This is a genomic window from Knoellia sp. Soil729, assembly GCF_001427985.1.
GTDB lineage: Bacteria > Actinomycetota > Actinomycetes > Actinomycetales > Dermatophilaceae > Knoellia.
The window spans coordinates 926,335-948,792 of record NZ_LMSA01000002.1 but is presented as its reverse complement, the minus strand read 5'-3'; the positions used below and the strand labels follow the sequence as shown (position 1 = coordinate 948,792).

General features: G+C 71.9%; 23 protein-coding genes. 10 read left to right on the top strand and 13 right to left on the bottom strand.

The window, feature by feature from the left end:
* The first annotated feature begins 14 nt into the window (after nt 1–14).
* Together ASG74_RS09525 and ASG74_RS09520 are read left to right on the top strand one after the other, a co-directional pair.
* The gene (locus ASG74_RS09525) at nt 15–1,466 is read left to right on the top strand and encodes a dihydrolipoamide acetyltransferase family protein (protein WP_056141972.1); all 1,452 of its coding nucleotides are present in this window, start codon (nt 15–17) and stop codon (nt 1,464–1,466) included.
* Between the two features lie 150 nt (nt 1,467–1,616).
* Nucleotides 1,617–2,807, top strand: coding sequence for an MFS transporter (locus ASG74_RS09520; protein WP_056141969.1), 1,191 nt, complete (start codon nt 1,617–1,619; stop codon nt 2,805–2,807).
* Between the two features lie 72 nt (nt 2,808–2,879).
* Here the strand turns inward: ASG74_RS09520 and ASG74_RS09515 are convergent, their stop codons facing one another.
* Genes ASG74_RS09515 through ASG74_RS09505 form a run of 3 tightly spaced genes read right to left on the bottom strand, consistent with a single transcriptional unit; the run spans nt 2,880 to nt 5,925 of the window.
* On the bottom strand, nt 2,880–4,559 hold the full coding sequence (locus tag ASG74_RS09515) for an MDR family MFS transporter (RefSeq protein ID WP_056141966.1): 1,680 nt from the start codon (nt 4,557–4,559) through the stop codon (nt 2,880–2,882).
* Nucleotides 4,556–5,029, bottom strand: a complete 474-nt coding sequence (locus ASG74_RS09510) for a MarR family winged helix-turn-helix transcriptional regulator (protein WP_082569626.1) — start codon at nt 5,027–5,029, stop codon at nt 4,556–4,558. Before ASG74_RS09510 ends, ASG74_RS09515 begins: the two co-directional genes overlap by 4 nt.
* Before the next feature lie 47 nt (nt 5,030–5,076).
* A complete protein-coding gene (locus tag ASG74_RS09505) occupies nt 5,077–5,925 on the bottom strand; it encodes a maleylpyruvate isomerase family mycothiol-dependent enzyme (RefSeq protein WP_162252795.1) in 849 nt (282 codons plus the stop codon).
* 38 nt (nt 5,926–5,963) lie between these two features.
* Between ASG74_RS09505 and ASG74_RS09500 the strand changes: the two genes are divergently transcribed.
* The 5 genes from ASG74_RS09500 to idi are packed head-to-tail and all read left to right on the top strand — an operon-like array spanning nt 5,964 to nt 9,945.
* Entirely contained in the window at nt 5,964–6,767 is an 804-nt protein-coding gene (locus ASG74_RS09500) for a UbiA family prenyltransferase (protein WP_056141957.1), read from the top strand.
* Nucleotides 6,764–7,867 carry a type III polyketide synthase gene (locus ASG74_RS09495; RefSeq protein ID WP_056141954.1) on the top strand — a complete coding sequence of 368 codons (1,104 nt, stop codon included), beginning with the start codon at nt 6,764–6,766 and terminating at the stop codon, nt 7,865–7,867. The genes ASG74_RS09500 and ASG74_RS09495 overlap by 4 nt, the downstream gene beginning before the upstream one ends.
* Nucleotides 7,864–8,406: an isoprenylcysteine carboxyl methyltransferase family protein gene (locus tag ASG74_RS09490; protein WP_056141950.1), complete on the top strand. Its 543-nt coding sequence runs from the start codon at nt 7,864–7,866 to the stop codon at nt 8,404–8,406. Before ASG74_RS09495 ends, ASG74_RS09490 begins: the two co-directional genes overlap by 4 nt.
* The gene (locus ASG74_RS09485) at nt 8,399–9,421 is read left to right on the top strand and encodes an NAD(P)/FAD-dependent oxidoreductase (RefSeq protein ID WP_056141949.1); all 1,023 of its coding nucleotides are present in this window, start codon (nt 8,399–8,401) and stop codon (nt 9,419–9,421) included. The genes ASG74_RS09490 and ASG74_RS09485 overlap by 8 nt, the downstream gene beginning before the upstream one ends.
* The gene (gene idi / locus ASG74_RS09480) at nt 9,418–9,945 is read left to right on the top strand and encodes an isopentenyl-diphosphate Delta-isomerase (RefSeq protein ID WP_056141945.1); all 528 of its coding nucleotides are present in this window, start codon (nt 9,418–9,420) and stop codon (nt 9,943–9,945) included. Before ASG74_RS09485 ends, idi begins: the two co-directional genes overlap by 4 nt.
* Here idi and ASG74_RS09475 read toward each other — a convergent pair.
* Nucleotides 9,896–10,336, bottom strand: coding sequence for an SRPBCC family protein (locus ASG74_RS09475; protein ID WP_056141943.1), 441 nt, complete (start codon nt 10,334–10,336; stop codon nt 9,896–9,898). The two genes, idi and ASG74_RS09475, sit on opposite strands and share 50 nt — an antisense overlap.
* Nucleotides 10,337–10,420: 84 nt before the next feature.
* On the opposite strand from ASG74_RS09475, the gene ASG74_RS09470 reads away from it, so the two are divergent.
* Both ASG74_RS09470 and ASG74_RS09465 read left to right on the top strand, forming a co-directional pair.
* Entirely contained in the window at nt 10,421–12,397 is a 1,977-nt protein-coding gene (locus ASG74_RS09470) for a cytochrome c oxidase assembly protein (RefSeq protein ID WP_056141938.1), read from the top strand.
* Complete coding sequence (locus tag ASG74_RS09465) at nt 12,397–13,206, top strand: carbon-nitrogen family hydrolase (RefSeq protein WP_056141935.1); 810 nt, start codon at nt 12,397–12,399, stop codon at nt 13,204–13,206. The genes ASG74_RS09470 and ASG74_RS09465 overlap by 1 nt, the downstream gene beginning before the upstream one ends.
* Before the next feature lie 91 nt (nt 13,207–13,297).
* Here the strand turns inward: ASG74_RS09465 and ASG74_RS09460 are convergent, their stop codons facing one another.
* Both ASG74_RS09460 and ASG74_RS09455 read right to left on the bottom strand, forming a co-directional pair.
* A complete protein-coding gene (locus ASG74_RS09460; RefSeq protein WP_056141932.1) occupies nt 13,298–14,101 on the bottom strand; it encodes a PIG-L family deacetylase in 804 nt (267 codons plus the stop codon).
* A 49-nt stretch (nt 14,102–14,150) separates the two neighbouring features.
* Entirely contained in the window at nt 14,151–14,747 is a 597-nt protein-coding gene (locus ASG74_RS09455; protein ID WP_056141929.1) for an ankyrin repeat domain-containing protein, read from the bottom strand.
* Nucleotides 14,748–14,807: 60 nt separating this feature from the next.
* Between ASG74_RS09455 and ASG74_RS09450 the strand changes: the two genes are divergently transcribed.
* Nucleotides 14,808–16,202 carry an FAD-binding oxidoreductase gene (locus tag ASG74_RS09450; RefSeq protein WP_056141926.1) on the top strand — a complete coding sequence of 465 codons (1,395 nt, stop codon included), beginning with the start codon at nt 14,808–14,810 and terminating at the stop codon, nt 16,200–16,202.
* On the opposite strand, the gene ASG74_RS09445 is transcribed toward ASG74_RS09450, so the two are convergent.
* From ASG74_RS09445 to ASG74_RS09415, 7 genes are read right to left on the bottom strand one after another with little or no spacing between them, the layout of a single operon-like run.
* Nucleotides 16,156–16,665: a hypothetical protein gene (locus ASG74_RS09445; RefSeq protein ID WP_056141923.1), complete on the bottom strand. Its 510-nt coding sequence runs from the start codon at nt 16,663–16,665 to the stop codon at nt 16,156–16,158. The two genes, ASG74_RS09450 and ASG74_RS09445, sit on opposite strands and share 47 nt — an antisense overlap.
* Nucleotides 16,665–17,816 carry a glycosyltransferase gene (locus tag ASG74_RS09440; RefSeq protein ID WP_056141919.1) on the bottom strand — a complete coding sequence of 384 codons (1,152 nt, stop codon included), beginning with the start codon at nt 17,814–17,816 and terminating at the stop codon, nt 16,665–16,667. Before ASG74_RS09440 ends, ASG74_RS09445 begins: the two co-directional genes overlap by 1 nt.
* Nucleotides 17,813–19,195: a cytochrome P450 gene (locus ASG74_RS09435; protein WP_056141916.1), complete on the bottom strand. Its 1,383-nt coding sequence runs from the start codon at nt 19,193–19,195 to the stop codon at nt 17,813–17,815. Before ASG74_RS09435 ends, ASG74_RS09440 begins: the two co-directional genes overlap by 4 nt.
* Complete coding sequence (locus ASG74_RS09430) at nt 19,192–19,527, bottom strand: lycopene cyclase domain-containing protein (protein ID WP_056141915.1); 336 nt, start codon at nt 19,525–19,527, stop codon at nt 19,192–19,194. The genes ASG74_RS09435 and ASG74_RS09430 overlap by 4 nt, the downstream gene beginning before the upstream one ends.
* A complete protein-coding gene (locus tag ASG74_RS09425) occupies nt 19,524–19,880 on the bottom strand; it encodes a lycopene cyclase domain-containing protein (RefSeq protein ID WP_200942560.1) in 357 nt (118 codons plus the stop codon). The genes ASG74_RS09430 and ASG74_RS09425 overlap by 4 nt, the downstream gene beginning before the upstream one ends.
* The gene (crtI, locus tag ASG74_RS09420; RefSeq protein ID WP_056141912.1) at nt 19,877–21,523 is read right to left on the bottom strand and encodes a phytoene desaturase family protein; all 1,647 of its coding nucleotides are present in this window, start codon (nt 21,521–21,523) and stop codon (nt 19,877–19,879) included. The genes ASG74_RS09425 and crtI overlap by 4 nt, the downstream gene beginning before the upstream one ends.
* A complete protein-coding gene (locus tag ASG74_RS09415; RefSeq protein ID WP_056141909.1) occupies nt 21,520–22,440 on the bottom strand; it encodes a phytoene/squalene synthase family protein in 921 nt (306 codons plus the stop codon). The genes crtI and ASG74_RS09415 overlap by 4 nt, the downstream gene beginning before the upstream one ends.
* Between the last annotated feature and the right edge of the window lie 18 nt (nt 22,441–22,458).

Genomic DNA, 22,458 nt, shown 5'->3' with positions numbered 1-22,458 from the left:
GGAGAACGAAACGCATGGGTGTGAAGCACTTCAACCTCCCGGACCCGGGTGAGGGCCTGCTCGAGGCAGAGATCGTCGAGTGGAAGGTCAAGGTCGGCGACACGGTCAAGGTCAACGACATCGTCGTCGAGGTCGAGACGGCCAAGTCGCTCGTCGAGCTGCCCATCCCGTGGTCGGGCACCGTGTCGGCGCTGCACGTCAGCGTGGGCGACGAGGTCGAGGTCGGTACGCCGATCATCACCATCGACGACGGGCTCGGTGGTGAGTCCGGTTCTGCTGCACCCGAACCTGTGGCCGCCGGCGCCCAGTCGTCCGTCGAGGTCGGTCCGGGGAGTGCTGCCGAGGCCGCTGACGCCGAGGTCGAGGAGGAGCCGGTCAAGACGCTCGTCGGCTACGGCCCCAAGGCCGGTGGCAGCAGCCGTCGTCCGCGCAAGGCTGCCGCCGCGCCGGCCCCCGCCCCGGCTGTCGCTCCCGCTCCTGCCCCCGCCCCTTCGGCAACGTCTGCTCCAGACGCAGCGCCGGAGTCCTCGGCCAAGGTGCTCGCCAAGCCGCCGGTCCGCAAGCTCGCCAAGGACCTCGGCGTCGACCTGGCCTCGGTCAGCGGCTCGGGTGACCGAGGCATCGTGACGCGTTCGGACCTCGAGGCGTATGCCGCGGGCTCGAGCTCCGCCCCCGACTCGGCCGACGCTGGTGGTGCGGGTTCGACGCGAGGTGCGTCACCGGCATACGGCGGGGGTCTGGGCCAGGGTGAGCGCGAGGTGCGCGTACCCATCAAGGGCGTGCGCAAGATGACCGCGCAGGCGATGGTCGGCAGCGCCTTCACGGCTCCGCACGTCACCGAGTGGGTCACCGTCGACGTCACCGCCACCATGGACCTCGTCGCGAAGCTCAAGAAGGACAAGGAGTTCCGCGACGTCAAGGTCACGCCCCTTCTCATCCTCGCCAAGGCGATGATCCTCGCGGCCCGCCGCAACCCCGGCATCAACGCGACGTGGGACGAGGCAGCGCAGGAGATCGTCCTCAAGAACTACGTCAACCTCGGCATCGCCGCGGCCACCCCGCGTGGGCTCGTCGTCCCCAACATCAAGGACGCCGACCGGCTCTCCCTGCGCGAGCTGGCCGAGGCCGTCGGCGCGCTGACCGCGACCGCCCGTGAGGGCCGCACCCAGCCGGCAGACATGTCCGGTGGCACGATCACGATCACCAACGTCGGTGTCTTCGGCGTCGACGCGGGCACGCCCATCCTCAACCCCGGCGAGGCCGCGATTCTGGCGTTCGGTGCGGTCAACCGGCGTCCGTGGGTGGCCACCGACGAGGACGGCACGGAGGAGATCGTCGTGCGCTCGGTGACGACGCTCGCGCTGAGCTTCGACCACCGGCTCGTCGACGGGGAGCTCGGTTCGCGCTACCTCGCCGACGTCGCGGCGATCCTCAACGACCCCTCCCGCGCCCTCGTCTGGGGCTGACCCACCCCGCGCAGCACCCCACCTTTTCCGCTTGGTCAGGCAAACGCAGCGTTCCGCCCGGAACAGTTCCGGGCGGAACGCTGCATTTCCGGGTCGAACCCCGGGCCGGAGCAGGTCTGGGTGCCTGCCGGAGCGTGACAGAGTTGGCCCGTGCTCGATGCCTATCGCCCGCTCTTCGCGATCCCGGGAGCGGCGCGGTTCGTCGCCGCGAGCGCGTTGTCGCGTGTCGGGGGCGCGATGTTCGGCGTCGCGATCATCGTCATGATCGCCACGCGCCGCGACTCCTACGGGCTTGCCGGTGCGGTGTCGGCCGGCGGCATCGTCGTCCTCGCCGTGGCGGGACCGGTCATCGGGCGCCTCGTCGACAAGCACGGCCAACGCCGCGCATCGATGCCGTTCATCCTGCTCACCTTCGTCGCGGGCCTGGTCACGGTGCTCCTGTCCGCGGCCGGCGCACCGGCGTGGACCCTTTTTGCCGGGTATGCCGTGTCGTCCTTCCTGCCGGAGATGGGACCGATGTCCCGGGCCCGGTGGGCGTACCTGCTGCGCGACGAGCCGGACGCCCTGCACACCGCGATGTCGCTCGAGCAGGTGGTCGAGGAGGCGGCGTTCGTGCTCGGTCCGGTGCTGGGAGTGCTGGCAGCCACCCTGCTGTTCCCCGAGGCGGGGCTGCTCTTCGCCTACGTCGTCTTCACGCTGGGCTCGGTGCTGTTCCTCTCCCAGCGTCGCTCGGAGCCGCCCCTGGTGCCCCACGACGAGCGTCCGCACGGGCTCGCCATCCAGCGACCGGGAGTCGCAGCCGTGGCCGCGGCGCTCTTCATGGTCGGGGCGGTCTTCGGCGGCAACGAGGTCGTGGCGGTCGCCGTCGCCCAGGAGGCCGGGCGCACCGGGATGAGCTCGGTGATCCTCGGTGCCTTCGCGCTGGGGTCGGCGCTCTCGGCCGTTCTCTTCGGCACGCGCGTCTTCAGCGGCTCGATCGCCAGGCGCTTCGTGTGGTGCGCCCTCGCGATGTTCCTGCTCGAGCTGCCGGTGCTGTTCATCGATGACCTGTGGGGGCTGGCGGCGATGATGCTCGTCGCCGGGTCCGCCACGGCACCGACGCTCATCACGGGCATGACGCTCGTGCAGCACCTCGTGCCGCGGGCTTTCATCACCGAAGGGATGGCCGTGGTCATCACCGGCATGCTCGTCGGCCTGGCCTCGGGGACGGCACTGAGCGGGGTGCTCGTCGACTCATGGGGCGCCCACGAGACCTATGCCCTCCCGGTGGCCGCTGCCCTCGTCTCGGCGCTCATCGCCGCAGCCTGGGGCCGCCGGATCGGCTCAGCAGCACGCGCCTGAACCCTCGCCTCGTGTGCCTCAGCGCGAGCCCTGGCTCGCGCTGAGGCACACAAGGCGAGGTGGTTCAGGGGTTCAGACCTTTGCCTCCGCCTCGGCGTCGGCGCGCTCCTGGTAGGCCGAACCCTTGCGCAGCTCGACCTCGGGCAGGAACCACATGACGACGAAGCCGATGACCATGACGGCCGCGCCGACGAGGAACACGTGGTCCATCGCGTCGGAGAAGCCCATGAGGAACGGCTTGGCGAGGCGCTCGTCAAGGCTGGACAGGAACGAGCTGTCCTGCAGCACACCGCTGCTCGCGGCGGCCGAGCCACCACCTGAGGACTGGGACTGCGCGAACTCCTTGGCGAAGGCCGCGTTGGCCGGGTCCCGCAACGCCTCCTGGAACTGCGGGGTGGGGACGACGACCTTCATGGCGCTGGCGATCTTCTCGGGCACCAGTGAGAACAGGATCGACAGGAAGACCGCGGTGCCGATGGTGCCACCGATCTGACGCGTGAACGTCGCGGTCGAGGTGGCGACGCCGATCTGCTGCGGCGGCACGGCGTTCTGCACCGCGAGGGTGAGCGGCTGGAAGTTGAAGCCCAGCCCCAGGCCGAAGAAGACCATGACGATCATCGTCTGCCACAGCGGCGTGTCGAAGTGGATGTAGTGGAAGACGAAGAGCGAGACCATGAGCAGGCCGACGCCGACGACCGGGAAGATCCGGTAGCGGCCGGTGCGGCTGATGACCTGGCCGGACGAGATCGAGCCGGTCATGATGCCCAGGGTCATGGGCAGGAGCAGCAGCCCGGCCTCGGTCGGCGTCGCGCCCTTGACGATCTGGAGGTAGAGCGGGAGCGAGGCGAGCCCACCGAACATGGCGATGCCGATGAGGACCGAGGCAAGGGACGAGACACCGACGGTGCGGTTCTTGAACATGGCCAGCGGCAGGATCGCCTCCTCGCCCATGCGCGCCTCCTGCCAGAAGAACGCGGCTGCGGCAAGGACCCCGACGGCGTAGCAGGCGATGGCGTTGCCGGAGGTCCAGCCCCACTCGCGACCCTGCTCGGAGACGAGCAGGAGCGGCACGAGCGAGACCGAGAGCAGGGCGGCGCCGCTCCAGTCGATGCGGTGGTCCAAGCGGGTGTGACGCAGGTGCAGCGTCTTGCTCACGAGCGTGAGGGCAGCGATGCCGATCGGGACGTTGACGAGGAAGACCCAGCGCCAGCCGGTGACGCCGAGGATGCTGTCGGCGCCGGCGAGGAACCCGCCGATGACCGGACCGAGCACCGAGGACGTACCGAAGACGGCCAGGAAGTAGCCCTGGTACTTCGCGCGCTCACGCGGCGGCACGATGTCGCCGACGATCGCGAGGGCGAGGGAGAAGAGGCCACCGGCACCCAGCCCCTGCACGGCGCGGAAGAAGGCGAGCTCGATCATCGACGTGGAGAAGGTGCACAGGATCGAGCCGAGAACGAAGATCGTGATGGCCGTGACGAAGAACTTCTTGCGGCCGTAGATGTCGGACAGCTTGCCGTAGAGCGGCGTGACGATCGTGGCGGTGATGAGGTAGGCCGTCGTCGCCCAGGCCTGGTGTTCGAGACCCTGGAGGTCGTCGGCGATGGTGCGGATCGCGGTGGCGACGATCGTCTGGTCGAGGGCGGCGAGGAACATGCCCGACATCAGGCCGATGAGGATCGTGACGATCTGTCGGTGGGTGAGGGGTTGCTCCGACGCGGTGGCGTCGGCGCTGGTGGAGGCGGCGCTCATTCGTGGTCCTTGGGGGTCAGGAGGGGATGGGCCTCGACGGCGTCGGCGAAGCGGGTGAGGAGGGCGTCGAAGGTGGCGAGGTCGTCGTCCGACCAGTCGGTGACGACCTCGCCCAGCCAGCCGTTGCGGCGGTCGCGCAACAGCGTGAGCATCTGCTCGCCGTCGTCGGTGAGGGTAAGCATCTGGGCACGGCCGTCGCTCGGGTCGGCGACCTTGGCGATGAGTCCCTGGGCGACCAGGGCGCTCACCTGTCGGCTGACCGTGGAGATGTCGAGGTGGATGCGCTCGGCGATCTCGGACACGCGCCGGGGCTGGTCGCGCAGGTTGAACATCATCGGGTAGCTGACGGGGTCGATGCGTGGGTGCACCCGGGGGGCGCGCTGCTTGACCGTTCCCATGAGCTTCATGCAGCGCACGAGGGCGTCACCGAAGGTGTCGCGCGCTGTCCCGGGGTCTGTTGCTTGCGGCATACAAGCAAGTGTGCCCCGAATGCTTGCGGGATGCAACTGTCGTGGACTCAGGGGGCGATGACGAGGGCGTCGAGCACCCGGCGGGCAATGCTGTCGTCGCCGGTCACGGTGTAGTGCGTGTCGGCCGTCGAGACACGGCCGGCCCCCCGCCGGGTCGCCGCCCGCGTCGAGAGGGTGATGGTCGTGGTGACCACGTCCGCGTGCTCCTCCGCCGCACCGGCGAACAGGGGTATGCCGTGCGGCTTGCCGTCGTGCTCCTCCACCCGCACGCCGGCGCGGCCCACCAGCGGTCCGGTGAGGTCGAGGATGACCGCCTGCCCCGCGGGCACCCCTGCAGTGCGGGCGACGATCCGCGGGAAGGCCGCAAAGAGTGTGCGCACCATGTGGGCAGCGCCGGCGCTGTCGAGGTTTCCGGGGCGGTCGATGGCCTCACGGATGTCCTGCTCGTGGTTCCACAGGTCGAAGACGCGGTTCTGCATCAGGCCCACGAGCGTGGTCGGGCCGAACGGTCCCGTGGCCGGCTCGTCGGGGCTCGTGGTCTCGGCCTGCAGGTGGGCGATGCGCGTGGCGGCGAGGTCCTCGAGCTCCTCGAGAAGCTCCTCCACGGGGCGACCCCGGCGTGACTCGAGGTAGCGCTCGACGAGGGCGTCGAGCTCGGTGCGTACGTGCGCACGGCCGCTCACGTCGACGTCGGGGGCCGACTCGCCCTGCACCCACGCCTCGAGGCTCACGATGTGGGCGAACTGGTCGTGCACGGTCCATCCGGGACAGTCGGTCTCACGCTCGGTGTCACCGGGCCGCAGGGAACGTCCGAGGTCGAGAATCGACTGCACCGTGTGGGCGTACGTCGCGGTGAGGGCGGGCAGGTCCTGGGAGAGGCTGGGGCTCAGCGGCATGGACCGAACCATAGCCACTCGTGCCTAGGCTGGGGGACATGAAGACGAGCGGGCGGCTCCTGCTGCAGGCCGCCCACCTCGGACCAGCACTGGCGGTGACCACGCTCTCGGCCCTGCTCGCGGCCGCCGCGGACCTGTCGCTCGCCAACGGGGTGCTGGTCACCGCCGCGGTCCTGACGGGACAGCTGTCGGTCGGGTGGTGCAACGACCTGCGCGACCGCGGCCGGGACGGCGCAGTGGGCCGTCCGGACAAGCCGCTCGCGAACGGCACGCTGTCCGTGAGGACCGTCCGGCAGGCCTGCGCGCTCGCCCTCGCCGCCACCGTCGTGCTCTCCGTGGCCTGCGGTCTCCTCGCCGGGTCCGTGCACCTGCTCTGTGTCGCCTCGGCGTGGGCCTACAACCTGTGGCTCAAGGGCACTCTCGCATCCTGGGTGCCGTATGCCGTGTCGTTCGGCGGTCTCCCGGTCTTCGTCGACCTGGTGGGCGGCTCCTGGGCCCCGCCCGGAGTCGTTGCCGCGGGAGCGCTGCTCGGGGTGGCGGCCCACCTGCTCAACGTCGTCCCCGACCTCGCCGACGACGCCGCGACCGGTGTGCGGGGGCTCCCTCACCGGATCGGGGGCCGGGCCAGCATCCTGCTCGCGGTCGCCCTCCTCGTCGTCGCGACGGCGTTGTTGCTGGTCACCGGCCCCGTGCGGTCAGAATCGAACGTCGCCGTCGCCCTCGTGGTGGGCATCGGCGTGGCAGGGTTGGCAGTGCTCGCGCTCGTCGGCCCCGGTCGAGCGCCCTTCTATGCCGCTGTCGGCATCGCGTTCGTCAACGTGGTGACGCTGGTGGCCCGATGAGCCCTGGCGCTCGGATCGAGGCAGCTGTGCACAGTCGACTGCTCTCCGTCGGGACGGCACTCCCGGACCACCGCCACACCCAGCGCGACATCACCGACACCTTCGCGCAGGTGATCGTGGAGGCGGGCGCGAGCGAGCGGCTGCTGCGGTCGGTGCACGCCAACGCCGGGGTGGAGCAGCGTCACCTCGTCCAGCCGCTCGCGGGCTACCTCACGATGGGGGACTTCGGCCAGGCCAACGACCTCTTCCTCGAGCACGCCGTCGCGCTGGGTGCCCGCGCCCTCGAGAAGGCCCTCGCGGCGGCCGGACTGGAGCCGCGCGACGTCGACCTCATCATCTCGACGACGGTGACCGGGCTGGCGGTCCCGTCGCTCGACGCGCGCATCGCCGCCACGGTCGGGCTCCGCGAGGACGTCAAGCGGGTCCCGATGTTCGGCCTCGGGTGCGTGGCCGGGGCCGCCGGGGTGGCCCGGCTGCACGACCACGTCCTGGGACACCCCGACGACATCGGCGTGCTCGTGGCGGTCGAGCTGTGCTCGCTCACCGTCCAGCGCGATGACACCAGCGTCGCCAACATCGTCGCGAGCGGCCTCTTCGGTGACGGCGCCGCCGCCGTCGTCGTCGGTGGGCCGTACCGCGACTCGAGGGTCGAGGTCCTGAGCAGCCGCAGCCGGCTCTATCCCGACAGCGAGCGCACCATGGGCTTCGACATCGGCGCCAGCGGCCTGCGCATCGTCCTCGACGCCCAGGTGCCGGCCATCGTCTCGCGCCACCTCGGCGGCGACGTCGACGCGTTCCTCGCCGACCACGGCCTGACCCGCGAGGAGATCGGGTGGTGGGTGTGCCACCCCGGCGGCCCCAAGGTCATCGACGCCCTGCGTGACACCCTCGGCCTCACCGACGAGGACGTGGCGCTCACCCGGGCCAGCCTGGCTCAGATCGGCAACCTCTCCTCGGCGTCGGTGCTCCACGTGCTCGCCGACACCCTCGCCCTGCGCCCTCCCACCCCGGGCACCCACGGCCTGCTCATGGCGATGGGGCCGGGCTTCTGCTCCGAGCTCGTCCTCCTGCGGGCCACCGGCGAGGACGGGGACGCGTGAGCAGCCTGACCGCGTTCGTCGTCCTCGTGCTCCTCGTGGCGGCCGAGCGCGGGGTCGAGCTGGTCGTCTCGAACCGCAACGCGGCCTGGAGCCTGTCGCGCGGGGGCATCGAGACCGGGCGCGGCCACTACCCGGCGATGGTGGTCCTCCACACCGGCTTCCTCGTGGCCATGCTCGTCGAGGCGTTCGTGCGCCGACCCGTGGTGCCGCTGGCTCTCGCGTGGTCGATGCTCGCCGTGGTCCTCGCCGCGCAGGCGCTGCGCTGGTGGTGCATCCTCACGCTCGGGCACCGCTGGAACACGCGGGTCATCGTCGTGCCGGGCCTTGCCCCCGTGCGGTCCGGGCCCTACCGCCTCCTGTCCCACCCCAACTACGTGGCGGTCGTCGCCGAGGGTGTCGCGCTGCCGCTCGTCCACGCCTCGTGGGTCACCGCCCTGGCCTTCACCCTGGCCAACGCCGTGCTGCTCACCGTGCGCCTGCGGGCCGAGAACGCCGCGCTCGCCACGTTGCCGCCTGCCACGGTCGGCAGCGATGCGTGACCTCCTGATCGCCGGTGGCGGACCGATCGGGCTGGCCACTGCCCTGTATGCCGTCCGCGCCGGTCTCGAGGTCACCGTGCGTGAGCCGCGTGCCGGGGTGATCGACAAGGCCTGCGGCGAAGGCCTCATGCCCGGCGCGGTCGCCGCCCTGCGCGACCTCGGGGTGGAGCTCGGCGGCTCCCCGATCACGGGCATCCGCTACGTCGACCGGCACCGCCACGTCGATGCCGGGTTCACCTCGGGCACCGGGTTGGGCGTCCGCCGCACCGAGCTGCACGCTGCCCTGCGGGAGCGGGTCCAGTCGGCTGGCGTCCGCGTCGTCGAGTCCCCGGTGACCGAGATCGAGGACCGCGGCGACCACGTGCGGGTCGACGGCGAGGACGTGCGGCACGTGGTGGCCGCCGACGGGTTGCACTCCGCCGTGCGCCGGCTGGTCGGGCTGGAGGTGGCCCGGACCTCGCCGCGTCGCTACGGGCAGCGGGTGCACGTGCGCTGTGCCCCGTGGACGTCGTTGGTCGAGGTGCACTGGGGGAGCGCGGGCGAGGCCTACCTCACGCCGGTCGGCCCGGACGAGATCGGCGTCGCCGTGCTGAGTGCGCGACGACGACCCTTCGAGGAGCTGCTCGAGGACTTCCCCCTCGTCCGCGAGCGGATCGCCGGGCACTCCCGCTCGTCGGTGCGCGGCGCCGGGCCGCTGCGCCAGCGCTCGCGCCGGCGGGTGCAGGGCCGCGTGCTGCTCGTCGGGGACGCAGCGGGCTACGTCGATGCGCTCACCGGCGAGGGGCTCGCCGTGGGCATGGCCCAGGCCAGGGCGGCGGTGGACGCGGTCGCCTCGGGCGACCCGGCGGCATACGAGAAGTCGTGGAGCCGGATCCGGCGCCGGCACGACGCGCTGACACTCGGTCTCGTCACGGCCACGCGCGTCCCGGTGGTGCGCCGGGCCCTGGTCCCTGCGGCGCGCGCGGTCCCCACCGTCTTCCGGGCTGCGGTCAACCAGCTGGCGAGGCCGGCATGAGCGTCGAGCGGGTGGTCCTGCTGTCGGAGGCGGGGGAGCCGATCGGGACGGCGCCGAAGGCCGAGGTGCACCACGCCAACACCCCACTGCACCTCGCCTTCTCCTGCTACCTGTTCGACCCGCAGGGGCGGCTGCTCATCACGCAGCGAGCCTGGTCGAAGCGGACGTGGCCCGGGGTGTGGACCAACAGCTGCTGCGGCCACCCGGCGCCGGAGGAACCCGCCGCAGAGGCCGTCAGCCGTCGGGTGAGCCAAGAGCTCGGTGCCGAGATCACCGACCTGAGAGTCGTCCTGCCCGACTTCCGCTACCGGGCGGTCATGGACGACGGCGTCGTCGAGAACGAGATCTGCCCGGTCTACGCCGCCACCTGTCCGCAGCCGGACGTCCTCTCGCCGGACCCGTCGGAGGTGGTGGAGCACGCCTGGGTGGACTGGGAGGAGTTCTGCGCGGACGTGCTCGCCGGACGGCGCGAGGTCAGTCCGTGGTGCCGGCTGCAGCTGCCCGAGCTTGCGCGAGCCCTCTGATCCGGCGCAGCCCGAGCCACAGCACCGGGGTGTAGGCCGGCGCGAACCACGGCGCCGTCATCTCGACGCGGCAGTCCCCCTGGCGAGCACGGACGGTGTGGCTGGTCGCCGGCAGCCCGGCCACGCGCCAGGACCAGCGCCGAACCTCACCGGTGTCCTGCCAGACCTCGATGCGGAACGGCAGGGAGGGGCCGAGCGAGGTGCGTACCGTCCCGGTGGCGCCCGGTCCGATCCGCCGGCGCCCGTCGAGGGTCACACCATCGACCGTGGCACCGCTCACGGTGGGGCCCCAGAGCGGCCACTGGTCCACGTCGGTGAGCAGGTCCCAGACGACGTCGGGGCTGGTGGCGACGTGGAGTCCGACGGTGACCGGCGGCGGCAGGAACCTCATCCCCACCACTGTGCCACCGCCGGATGCCTCGTGCGGGCTGGGTCATGGCCGAGAGGCCACAGCGGCCTGCCTACGCTGGGTGGCATGAGCACTGCCCCCGCTGCCCCTCGCACCGCCCTGGGGCCGGTGGCTGTCGTCACCGTCAGCGGACTGCTCGTCGCCCTCGTCGCAGCCGCGCTCGCCGGGGTGCTGGCGCCGCTCGTCCTCGACGACCCCGGCCCCCTCGTGCGCGTCGCCCTGCCCCTGGTGCGGGTGGTCAGCGACCTCTCGTCTGCGGCGACCCTCGGGCTGCTCGTCCTGGCGGCGTTCCTCGTCCCGGAGCGGCGCAACACCGAGCGGCGCATCCAGGCCGCGCGCCTGGCCGCCGTCACCGGGGTCATCTGGTTCGTCTCGGCTGGGTTGGGAGTCCTCCTCACGTTCGCCTCGCTCGCCGGCCTCACCCTGGGCGACCCGGAGCTGGGTCGCCAGTTCCTCACGTTCGTCTGGTCGCTCGAAGTCACCCGTGTCCTGTCGATCTCGACCGCAGTGGCACTGGCTGTCACCAGCGGTGCACTGCTCGCCCGTGCGCGGTCGTCCTTTGCCTGGCTGGCGGCACTGGCCCTGGGCGGCATCGTCATCGTCGCGCTCACGGGGCACGCGGCGGGCAGCGCCAGCCACGAGGACGCGGTCAACTCGCTCGGGGTGCACCTCATCGGCGTCACGGTGTGGGTCGGTGGACTGCTCGCCATCGCGATCATGCGGCCGCGCATCGGTGAGGACCTCGGCGCCACCGTCGGCCGCTACTCGGTGCTCGCCGCCTGGGCCTACGCCGCGGTGGCCCTCACCGGGTTGCAGCAGGCCGTGATCCGGCTCGGGTCCTTCTCGGGCATCAACTCGGCCTACGGCGCGATGCTCGTGGGCAAGACAGTCATCATCGTCGCCCTCGGCATCCTCGGCTGGCAGCAGCGGCGCCGGGTCATGGCCACCATCGGCCAGGGTGGCAACGCGTTCTCACGCCTCGTGCTCCTCGAGCTCGCGCTCATGTCGGCCGCCTTCGGTCTGGGTGCGGTGCTGGGGCGTACGCCCCCACCCGTGCCGGACTCCGAGGAGTCACCGAGCGCGGTGCTGACCCTCACCGGCTTCCCGGACCCGGGGCCGATGTCCAGGGCCGACTGGCTGTTGGCCTGGCGGCCCAACTGGCTCATGCTCACCATCGCGGTGCTCGCCGTCGGCCTGTATGCCGCGGGCGTCATCCGTCTGCGACGGCGCGGCGACACCTGGCCGGTCCACCGCACGATCCTGTGGACCCTCGGCTGGATCGCGTTCGTCTGGGCCACGAGCGGTGCCCCCGACATCTGGGGCCGGGTGCTCTTCTCCGTCCACATGGTCATGCACATGATCGTGGCGATGGTCGTGCCGCTGCTGCTCGTCCCGGCCGCCCCCCTGACGTTGGCCCTGCGCGCCCTGCCGTCACGCCACGACCGCACCTGGGGGCCTCGCGAGCTCATCCTCCAGGTCGTGCACTCACGGGCGATGAAGCTGCTCGCCAACCCGGTGGTCGCGGCCGCTCTGTTCTTCGGGAGCCTCGCGGCCTTCTACTGGTCGCCGCTGTTCGAGGTCGCGCTCACCACCCACACCGGGCACCTGCTCATGATCGCCCACTTCTTCCTCACGGGATACCTCTTCACGTGGGTGCTCATCGGCATCGACCCCGGTCCGCCGAAGTGGTCGCCGACGATCCTGCTCCTCATCCTCTTTGCGACGATCTCGTTCCACGCCTTCTTCGGGGTGACGCTCACGGGGACGCAGTTCGTGCTGGCCCCGGGCTTCTTCGAGCAGATCAACCTGCCGTGGGGGCCGCCGCTGCTAGCCGACCAGGAGCGCGCCGGCGAGATCGCGTGGGGCTTCGGTGAGGCGCCCACGCTCATCCTCGCCGTCCTCGTCGCGCGACAATGGTTCAGCCGGGACCGTCAGGAGACGGTGCGGCTCGACCGCCAGGCCGACCGCGACGACGACGCAGCGCTGCGCGCCTACAACGCGCGACTCGGGCGCCTCGGTCAAGAGAGCAAGGAGATCGACTGATGCGGATCGCGGCCATCCAGCTGGGCTACGACGATGACGAGTCGATGCCGGAGCGCATCGAGCGGGTCTCGGGCCTCGTGCGTGAGGTGTCCGACGAGCACGGGCCGGACCTGGTCGTCCTGCCCGAGCTGTGGGGTCCGACGGGGTTCGACTACCGCCGGTGGGAGGGCCTGGCCGAGGCGCTCAACGGACCCTGGGTGAGCGCCATGACCACCCTCGCGACCGACGCCGGGGTGACCCTGCATGCCGGGTCGTTCATCGAGCGCCTGCCCGAGGCCGGGCCGGACGGCCGCACCCTGGCCAACACCTCCGTCCTCGTCACTGCGCAGGGTGGGCGGACGGCATACCGCAAGATCCACCGGTTCGGGTTCGGCTCCGGTGAGCCGAAGCTCCTCGAGGCCGGCACTGAGGTCGTCACCGTCGAGATCCCGTCCGGTGCAGCCGAGCCCGTGACGGTCGGGCTCTCGACCTGCTACGACCTGCGCTTCCCCGAGCTCTACCGGCAGCAGCTCGACGCCGGCGCGACGGTGTTCCTCGTGCCCGCGGCCTGGCCGGCTGCGCGCGTCGCCCACTGGACGCTGCTCGGGCGGGCGCGGGCCGTCGAGGACCAGGCGTTCGTCGTGCAGTGCAACACCGCCGGCACCCACGCGCGCACGGAGATGGGCGGCCGCAGCCAGGTGGTCTCGCCGAGCGGTGAGGTGCTGGCCGAGGCCGGCAGCGACGAGGAAGTCCTCGTCGTCGACATCGACCCCGCCGTGGTGCTCAGCACGAGAGAGGGCTTCCCGGTCCTGGCTGACCGCCACCTCTGACCCCGACTTTTGCTCCCCATGAGGGGACCTTTGGGGGCCGGATGGTTGCTAACCCTCCGGACCCCCAAGGTTCCCTCCGGTCGCTCCCGAGTCAGGCGTTCAGGTCGGCGAACGGCCACCCGTCGACCATGCCCGGCTCACGACCCGGCTCGATGTAGAACTCGGTGCCGAACCACGCGAGGAAGGTCTCGGGCGGCAGCTGGAGCATCATGCCGACGTTGGACGTCTGGCTCGCGTGGGCGGACAGCGCTGCCCGCTTGGCGTCGATGTCGGCGGAGACGTCGACCCGCCAGGAGATCTGGGTCTCGGGCGTGCCGATCGGCTCGCCGTCCTCCATCGGCTGGTCCGGGTCGAAGCTCGCGTCATGTCCCGCTTCCTTGGCCGCCCGATAACCAGCTCGCATGGCGTCGCGGTTCATCGTCGACTCGAGCAGACGCGGACGTTGCATGGCTCGCTCGGCGGCGCGGTGGGCCACGTGGTGCACCTTGATGTGGTCCGGGTGGCCGTAGCCGCCATGCCAGTCGTACGCCACGAGCACGTCGGCATCCTCCTCGTCGAGCACCTCGACCAGCCGCTCCGCTGCCTCGTCGAGGTCAGCGCTGTGGAAGGACTGCTCGTGGGCGTTCTGGTCCCAGCCGTGCATCCCCGAGTCCTGGTACCCGAGCCAGACGATGCGCTCCGCCCCTGTGACGCGGGCCGAGGCCTCCGCCTCTCCACGACGGAAGTCGGCGACCGTCATGCCTTCGGCCAGCTCTGCCGGCGCCGTGCCGTGCTCGCCACCGGTGCCGTAGACCACCACGACCCGGTGGCCCTCGCGCGAGAGCCGCGTCATCGTGCCCGAGGTGCCGGAGGCCTCGTCGTCGGGGTGGGCATGCAGGAAGACGATCGTGGCCATGCCCCCATCCTGCCGAACGGCACGGTCACCGGCGGCGACCGCCGCCCCCTCAGCCCTCGAGCACGCGCGCGACCTCGACCTGTCCCTTGGCCCTGGCGTGCTCCAGGGCGGTGACACCCTCCCTGTCGGCGAGGTCGCGGTCGGCGCCCGCCTCGAGAAGAATCTCCACGATCTCCTGATGGTGCGGTCCGCCGTCTCCGAGGATCACGGCCTCGAGCAGTGCGGTCCAGCCGAGGTCGTTGACGTGGTCGACGTCGATGCCGGTCTGCACCACACGGCGCACGTAGTCCACGTGGCCGCGCTCGCTCGCCGGGATGACCGACACCCCGCCGTAGCGGTTGCGGATCGTCAGGTCAGGGTTCGCCGGCAGCAGCGCCTCGAGCATCGCCACGCTCCCGGTCACGCCGGTGACCAGCCACGGTGTGTCGTGCCGGTCGTCCAGCGCATCCGGGGACGCGCCGGCCTCGAGCAGCAGCCGAGCGACCTCGACCTCGTCCGATGTGGCCGCCAGGAGCAGCGGCGTGCGCTGGTGCTCGTCACGCGTCTCCACGTCGGCCCCGGCCCGCAGGGCCGCTGCTGCAGCGTCCACGTCACCGGCGGCTGCCGCCCGCAGCAGGTCGAGGTCCGCGGTCGTCGCTGTGCTCATCGGGGTCTCCGTGTCGTCAGGGGCTGGGCCCGCCAGTCTCGTCGTTCCTAGGATGGGGCCGTGACCGATCGCAGCGTTGCCGTCGCCGAGCTCGTCGCCTCCCTCCCGGAAGGCGTCGTCGCGACGACGCCCGAGGCGCTCGAGAAGTACCGCCGGGACTGGGCTCACGACCCAGGCGCCGGTATGCCGTGTGCCGCCGTTCGTGCCGAAGTCGCCGAACACGTCCAGACCGCGGTGCGCTGGGCGGCGAGCCACGGCATACCCGTGGTTCCCCGTGGAGCGGGAAGCGGGCTGAGCGGGGGAGCGTCGGCGGTCGAGGACGGGCTCGTCATCAGCCTCGAGCGGATGACCGCCATCGAGATCGACCCGGCCGCGCGCTGCGCCGTCGTCGAGCCGGGCGCCTTCAACGCCTCCGTCAAGAAGGCCGCCGCCGAGTACGGCCTCTGGTACCCGCCGGACCCCAGCTCGTTCGAGATCTGCTCCATCGGCGGCAACGTCGCGACCAACGCGGGCGGGCTGTGCTGCGTGAAGTACGGCGTGACCACCGACTACGTCCTCGGGCTCGACGTCGTCCTCGCCGACGGGCGGCTCATCACGCTGGGTGGCAAGCGGGTCAAGGACGTCGCCGGGCTGTCGCTGCTCAAGCTCTTCGTCGGGAGCGAGGGGACGCTTGGCATCGTCACGCGAGCAACGTTGCGGCTCATCCCTGCTCAGCTCGCGCCCTCGACCCTCGTCGCCTCGTTCGACACCGTGCGAGCGGCCGCCGAGGCCGTCGTCGCGATGGGCCGGGTCGTGCGTGCGTCGATGGTCGAGCTCATGGACCGGCCGACCGTGAACCAGGTCGAGGACTTCGCGCCCATGGGCCTGGACCGCGAGCGGGCCCTGCTCATCGTGCAGTCCGACGCACCCCAGGGCGCGCGCGAGGCCGAGATGGCGGTCATCGAGAAGGCCTGCGTCGACTCCGGTTCGGTCGACGTCTTTCTCACCCACGACCCGGCCGAGGGCGAGTCGTTCGTGCGCGCCCGCCGGCTCGCGTTCCCCGCAGCCGAGGCGGCTGGCTCGTTGCTCCTCGAGGACGTCGGGGTCGCCGTGCCCCTGCTGCCCGACCTCGTGGCCCGCGTCGAGGAGATCGGCGTCGAGCGGGGCGTCGACATCGTCTGCGTCGCGCACGCCGGGGACGGCAACACCCACCCGATCGTCATGTACGACGCCGCCGACGCGGACTCCACCACCCGGGCGAGGGCGGCGTTCGAGGACATCCTCGCGGCCGCCATCGCCTTGGGCGGGACGATCACCGGCGAGCACGGGGTGGGCCGGCTCAAGCGCGACGCCCTGCCCGCGATGCTCGGACCCGACGTCATGGAGCTCAACCAGCGCATCAAGGACGCGCTCGACCCCGACGGCCTGCTCAACCCCGGTGCGGTTCTCCCGCTGCGCGTGCGCGACGCGCGATGAGGTCCTGGATGCGGAACCGGTTGTAGCGCTGGATCGTGATGAACGGCAGGTTGATCCCGATCCCGTAGGCAATGAGGATGGCCGAGGCGTAGGGCGGGTTCCACAGGACGAACAGCGGACCGCACGCCATGGCCCACCAGTGGGTCAGCTCGGCCCGCCTCGTCTCGCGCACGAACCGGTGCAACCCCTGGGTGTCGGCGCTGGGGAGCTGGCGCTTGCTCACGCCGCCGGCGAACAGCGCCCCCGCTTCGGGGAGCCGGTCCTTCCAGCGCTGGATGTGCCAGACCCGTCGGTACCAGCGGCCGCCGTCCTCGAAGCCGCGCTGCCGCAGCAGCCAGCCGTCGGCGTGGAGCCGGTGCTCCCCGAGGCGGTGTGCCAGCAGACCGGTGGCCCCGTGGAAGAGGCCCCAGGCCACGATGTCGACGAGCACGGTCGCGGGCAGCGGCAGAGTGAAGACGGGCATCAGCCCTCCTCGTGGGCGCTGTTGCTGGGCGACAGGGCGACGGCGCGACCCTTCCACCGCACCGACCGCAGCACCCGCGTCAGCACCAGGGACCGGGCGAAGATCAGCCCGAAGGCGAGCAGCGGCGCCGGGAAGACCGCCCAGGTCCACCACCGGAAGGTGCCGATGCGGCGGAGGTGACGTCGCATCTCGGCCGCGACGACGGCATACGCGATGGGCCAGGCAAGGGCCGTGGAGGGGAGGTCGGCTCCCGTGGCGAGGTCGACTCCCGCACCGACCAGGCCAGCGGCCACGGCGAAGTGGGTCGACACCCATGCCACGGCGACGAGGGACGACAGTGGCTCGGCCTCGGTCGCCCCGGAGGCCATGTTCTTGGTCCAGCCCTCGACGAGCTGGCGCAGGCCGCGGGGGTACATGCGCATCCGCACCGCCTCGCCGCCGATCAGGCAGGTGACGGGCAGGCCGACGTGTCCGTAGGAGGCCGCGAGCTCGGCGTCGTCGAGGATGGCGGCCCGCACGCCCGCGTGCCCACCAGCGCGCGCGTAGTCGGCGCGGGTGGTGAGCAGGCAGGGACCGAAGGCCATGGGTCGGCGCGCCCCTCGTGGGGTGAACGCGCCACAGCCCACCAGGGACACGTGGTTGAAGTAGCTCGACAGCTGCTCGTAGGCCTCGAGCGGCTCGTGGTGGGGTTGCACCGAGAGCAGCCCACCATGTCGAACGTGCTCCTCGAGCAGCGCGGGCAGGGCGCCCGGTGCCAGGCTCGTGTCGGCATCGAGGAAGAGCAGCACGCTCCCGGTGCTGTGCTGCGCTCCGAGGTGGCAGGCCCGGGCCTTGCCGGTCCATCCGTCCGGCGGGGGTGGGGCCGAGAGGACAGTGGCCCCCGCGGCGCGAGCCACCGCGGCGGTGTCGTCGCTCGAGCCGTCGTCGACCACGATGACCTCGCACAGCCACGGCGCCGCCGCGGTGAGGGAGCCCAGCAGGCGCGGCAGGGCATGTCCCTCGTTGCGCGCCGGGATGACGACAGAGACCTCGGGCGCTCCTGCGGGTGGGACCTCAGCGGCCAGGGGCACGAGGGCGGTGAGGCCGGCAAGCTGGCGCCGCACAGCGAGGGCCGCCGCAACGACGAGGAGCAGGACCAGCAGCGGGGTCACGGTGACTGCTCGCCGGTGTGGGACAGGACGAGCGGCATGCCCCCCACGGGGTGGAGCGCCACCCTCGCCTCAACCCTGGGCCGAACCCAGCCGGACGGCACGCTGAGCCGGTGCTGCCGCAGCAGCCGGCTGAGGACGATGACCATCTCACCAAGGGCGAACTCGCGCCCGATGCACAGACGGGGACCGGCGCCGAAGGGGAGGTAGCCCCGGTCGAGCGCCGCCCCGCTCGCGCCGTCGAGGAAGCGGTCGGGGCGGAACGCCTCGGGGTCGCTCCAGCGTCCGGGATGGCGGTGCACGAGCCAGGGGCTGATGATCACGAGCGTCCCCACCGGGACCTCGTGCCCACCGAGCACGTCCTCGGCCGTCGCGCGGCGGGACAGGGCCCAGGCCGGAGGGTAGAGGCGCAGCGACTCGTCGACGACCGCCCGGGTCCAGGGGGCGACCCGGTCCGCACCCACGAGCGGCAGCTCGTCACCGAGGGCGCCGAGCTCCGCTCGCACCCGGGCCTGCGCGTCCTCGTCCTCGGCCAGGAGCATGAGGGTCCACGCGAGGCCGGCAGCCACCGTCTCGTGACCGGCGATGACCATGGTCACGAGCTCGTCGCGCACCGCCTCGTCGTCCATCCCGCTGTCGAGGAGAAGGCCCAGGAGGTCGTCACCATGGGACTGGCTGGCCCCTGCGCGGCGCGCCACGATGAGCTCGCCGCAGAGGCGGTCGAGCTCGCGACGGGCGTCATGCAGCTGCCGGTGCAGCGGGGTGGGAACCCACTCCGGGATGGGGAGGATGGAGCGGCCCAGGCGCACGATGAGTCCCGCAGCCGCGCCGGTGGCCGCAAGCAGGCGCTCGGCCCGAGACGACAGGTCGGCCGAGAACAGGGCCCGGCCGACCACGTCGAGCGCCACGCCCGTCGTGAGCTCGAGCACGTCCACCGTGCGGCCGGCCTGAGGCAGGGGCTGCCACGAACGAAGCGCCTCGTCGGTCGCGACCCGAACCTGCTCCCCGACCCCGGCCAGGCGCTCGTGGTGGAAGGCCGGTGCGGCGATCCGGCGGTGCTCCAGCCACGTCGGCTTCGCCGTCGCGAGGAGTCCGTCACCCGTGACACGTCGAAGCGCGGTGTACTGCACCGTGTCCTTGGTCCAGTGCCGGGCGGACGTCTGCAGGACGCGGCGGATGTCGGCCGGGTCGTTGAGCAGGAGCGCGGGTGGGCCGGGCACCGGCAGCGCGACGAGGTCGCCGTACCGCGCCCGCAGGTCCGCGAGGAAGGTCAGCGGGTCGGCCCGCACGGAGCGGAACGCCCGGGCCATGTCCAGCGCGCTCGGGCCGTCGATGCCCAGGTCCGTCGGTGACCACTTCTGCGAGGTGCTGGTCCCGCTCATGACGCCGGCTCCTCGACCGGACCGCGCAGCCGGACCCACACGGCACAGGTCGCGAGCACCAGCGCGAAGCCGAACGCCAGGTCCTCGACGGGAGCGAAGGCGATGCGCCCGTCCCCGAGGAAGGTGATCCGCTCACTGCCGAGGATGGCGTCGCCGTCGTAGCGCACGATGCCGCGGCCGGTGAGCCAGCCGTTGGTGAGCAGCTGGAAGCCGACGACGATGACGTAGGACAGCCACCAGGTGCTCGTGGTGGTCAGGCGGGTCCGCAGCGCCCAGAGGTCGAGGGCGAGCGCCAGGACGACGGCCACGGCGGCAAGCGCGGTGTAGCTCACCGGGCGCTCACCTGTTGTGCCGATGCTCGCGCCCCGGCCCGGCGACCTCGCAGCGTGCGGACGGCTTCGTAGGTGAGGATGCCGGCCAGCGGGATGACGACGAAGAAGCCGACCTCCTCCAGCGGGACCCCGGCCACCCGCCACGGCAGGGTCTGGGCCGGGTCGAACTTCCAGTGACCGACGGAGGTGGCCCACAGGTCCCACACCAGGAAGGGACCGGCCGCGAGCACGACCGTGAGGGAGAGTGCACCCACGCGGCGCAGGACGCCGAGGCGGAAGGCGACCTCGAGGGGAAGCGTGCCGATGAGGCAGAACACGAGCATCGCGGCATAGGACCACTGCTGCAGGTTCACGCCGGACGTCCTTCGTCGAGGGCCGGCTCGGCCAGGGGGCCGGTCGAGACGTCGCCGCGCAGTGACTTGAGCATGACCTCGGCACTGATGAGGCACATCGGCAGCCCGATGCCGGGGATCGTGCTCGCCCCGGCGTAGAGCAGGCCGGCGACGCGACGTGAGGAGATGCGTCCACGCAGGAAGGCGCTTTGCGTCACGGTGTGTGCCGGCCCCAGGGCCCCGCCGCGCCAGGCGTTGAGGTCGCCGGAGAAGTCGCCCGGGCCGATGGTGCGGCGCACGACCACGCGTGCGGCGAGGTCGGGGATCCCGGCCCACTGCGCGACCTGGGAGATGGCGGCATCGGCGATCTGCTCGACACCGGGGTCGCCGGCACCGTCCTCGCCACCTCGGCCCAGCCCCGGGTCCGCCGTGACCGGCACGAGGATGAACAGGTTCTCGCACCCCTGCGGTGCGGCGGACGGGTCGGTCGCCGAGGTGCGCGAGACATAGATGGAGGCGGGGTCGGGCATCGGGTCCCCCGAGCCGTGCATGACGTCGAAGTGCTCCTGCCAGTTGCGCGTGAAGAACAGCGAGTGGTGCGCCAGCTCGGGCAGGCCGCCCCGCACGCCCAGCATCACGAGCACCGCGCCCGGGCCCGGGTCGCGCCGGTCCCACCAGCGCGCCGAGTGGTCCCGCAGCTCCGCAGGCAGCAGAGCGCTCTCGAGGTGGTGCAGGTCGTGGGCCGCGACGACGACGTCGGCCGCGTGGAAGCGCTCGTCACCACCGTCGCGCACCATGACGCCGGTGGCGCGGGCAACCCGGTCACGACGCAGGGCCCGGTCGCGAAGGTGAGCACCCGGCATACCCCGTCGTGGGCCGTCAGCGAGGAGTTCGGTGACCACACGGGTGACGGTGGCACCGGTGTGCAGCCGGGCACCCGCACCCTCGGCCAGCCCGGCGAGGGTGTCGACGAGGCGCGAGAAGCCGCCGCGGGGGTAGCGCACACCGTCGACGAGGTCCAGGTGGCTCATGAGGTGGTACATGCTCGGCGCGCGTCCCGGCGAGGTGCCGAGGAAGACCGCCGGGTAGCCGAGGACCTGCTGGAGCCGGGAGTCGCTCACGTGGGCAGCGACGAACCGGTCGAGGGGCTGGGCCAGCAACCGGCCGAGCCGCCCGAGCCGCGAGACGACGTCGCGGCGCACGAGCGGGGTGAACGACTCGAAGGACGTGTAGAGGAACCGCTGGACCGCCAGGTCGTACGTCGTGCGCGCGGACTCGAGATAACGCGCCATGGCCCGTCCGGCGCCCGGCTCGACCTGCTCGAAGAGGGCGATGACCTCGTCGTGCCCGGAGCGGACGTCCAGCGGCTGCCCCTCGTCCTCGAAGAAGACGCGGTATGCCGGGTCGAGACGCACGAGGTCGAGCTCGCGTTGCGTCGTGGTCCCCATGAGGCGGAAGAAGTGGTCGAAGACGTCGGGCATGAGGTACCACGACGGACCCGTGTCGAAGCGGAAGCCGTCGCGTGACCACCGGCCGGCACGACCGCCGAGCTGCTCCCCCTGCTCGAACAGGTCGACGTCGTAGCCCTCGCGCGCGAGCAGGGCGGCCGACGCGAGCCCGCTGATGCCTCCGCCGATGACGACGGCTTTCCGGGGCGCGCTCATGACCGGCGCGCCCGGAGAAGTGCGGCGGCGGCCACCCGGTTCTTGACCAGGCCGGGAACGCGCACCCGGGAGCTGCAGATCGTGGTGGCCGGGGTCGCACGCAGGCGTCGGGACAGCTCGAGGAAGAGCGCGTGCGCGACGGCCACCGCCGCGCGGCTGCTGCGCGGCAGCCCGTCGACCGCCGGCTGCGCCGCCGCCAGGTCCGTGTCGATGTCGTCGAGCAGGCGGTGCTTCTCGGCCTCGGTGAGGTGCTCCGGGTCGATGCCGGGGAAGTAGCGGCGCCCGCGCGACTGGTAGTCCTCGGCGAGGTCGCGCAGGAAGTTCACCTTCTGGAAGGCGGCCCCCAGGCGCATGGCCCCGGGCTCGAGCTGCGCTGCCAGCGTGCCCCGGCTGCCCGCCGTGCCCTGCGACCCGTCGGCGTGGAGGAAGACCTTGAGGCACATGAGGCCGACGACCTCGGCGGACCCGTTGACGTACTCGGCGAAGCTCGCCTCGTCGTGGACGGACCTGGTGAGGTCCATCCGCATCGAGGAGATGAACGGGTCGATCTGCTCGCGGTCGATGCCGTGCCGCCGGGCCGTCCCGGCGAAGGCGTGCACGACGAGGTTGGGGCTGTAGCCGTGCTCCAGTGCCACCGCCGTCTCCTCCTCGAGCCGGCGCAGGGCCTGCTCGGCGAGCTCGGGACGGGAGACGCCCATCGGTCCGTCGACGATCTCGTCGGCCAGGCGCACGAACGCGTAGACGTCACGCACCCCGGCGCGCACCGGCTCGTGCAGCAGGCGGGAGGCAAGGCCGAACGAGGAGGAGTAGGCGCCGATGACCAGGCCCGCCGCCTCCCGGGCGACGCGGTCGTAGCGCTCCTCGTCGGTGAGTGGGCGCGCTGACGAACCCGTCGGCCACGGACCGCGCGGAGTCACGCCGCGCTTCCGGGGAGG